2 rRNA genes are annotated in these 635 nt (G+C 52.0%); both read right to left on the bottom strand.

The annotated features are described in order from the left end of the window. Positions 1 to 211 (bottom strand): 23S ribosomal RNA (locus HOP45_RS20455); the annotation flags it as partial. A 137-nt stretch (positions 212 to 348) separates the two neighbouring features. Further along, positions 349 to 635, bottom strand: a 16S ribosomal RNA gene (locus tag HOP45_RS20460); the annotation flags it as partial.

The raw sequence follows: 635 nt of genomic DNA on the forward strand, positions 1-635 counted from the left end.
GGTACTGAGATGTTTCAGTTCCCCGGGTGTGCCTTCCTGAACCTATGTATTCAGTTCAGGATACGGTCCCATTACGGACCGTGGGTTCCCCCATTCGGACATCTCCGGATCATAGCCTACTTACGGCTTCCCGAAGCATATCGGTGTTAGTCCCGTCCTTCATCGGCGCCTCGTGCCAAGGCATCCACCGTGCGCCCTTATTCACTTAACTACATGTGACTAAGACGCTTTCTTGTTTCGATGTTCGTTGAATCTTGCTTATCCAGTTTTCAAGGTTCACATGAAAGATCATCGATCTTTCAAAACTAAACAAACCAGCACCAGTACGTCTCCGTTTTAATTCCTTAGAAAGGAGGTGATCCAGCCGCACCTTCCGATACGGCTACCTTGTTACGACTTCACCCCAATCATTGGCCCCACCTTCGGCGGCTGGCTCCATAAAGGTTACCTCACCGACTTCGGGTGTTGCCAACTCTCGTGGTGTGACGGGCGGTGTGTACAAGGCCCGGGAACGTATTCACCGCGGCATGCTGATCCGCGATTACTAGCGATTCCGGCTTCATGCAGGCGAGTTGCAGCCTGCAATCCGAACTGAGAATGGTTTTATGGGATTTGCTACACCTCGCGGCTTCGCT

Origin of the sequence: Thalassobacillus sp. CUG 92003, assembly GCF_013618635.1 — a bacterium.
Classification (GTDB): Bacteria; Bacillota; Bacilli; order Bacillales; family Halobacillaceae; genus CUG-92003.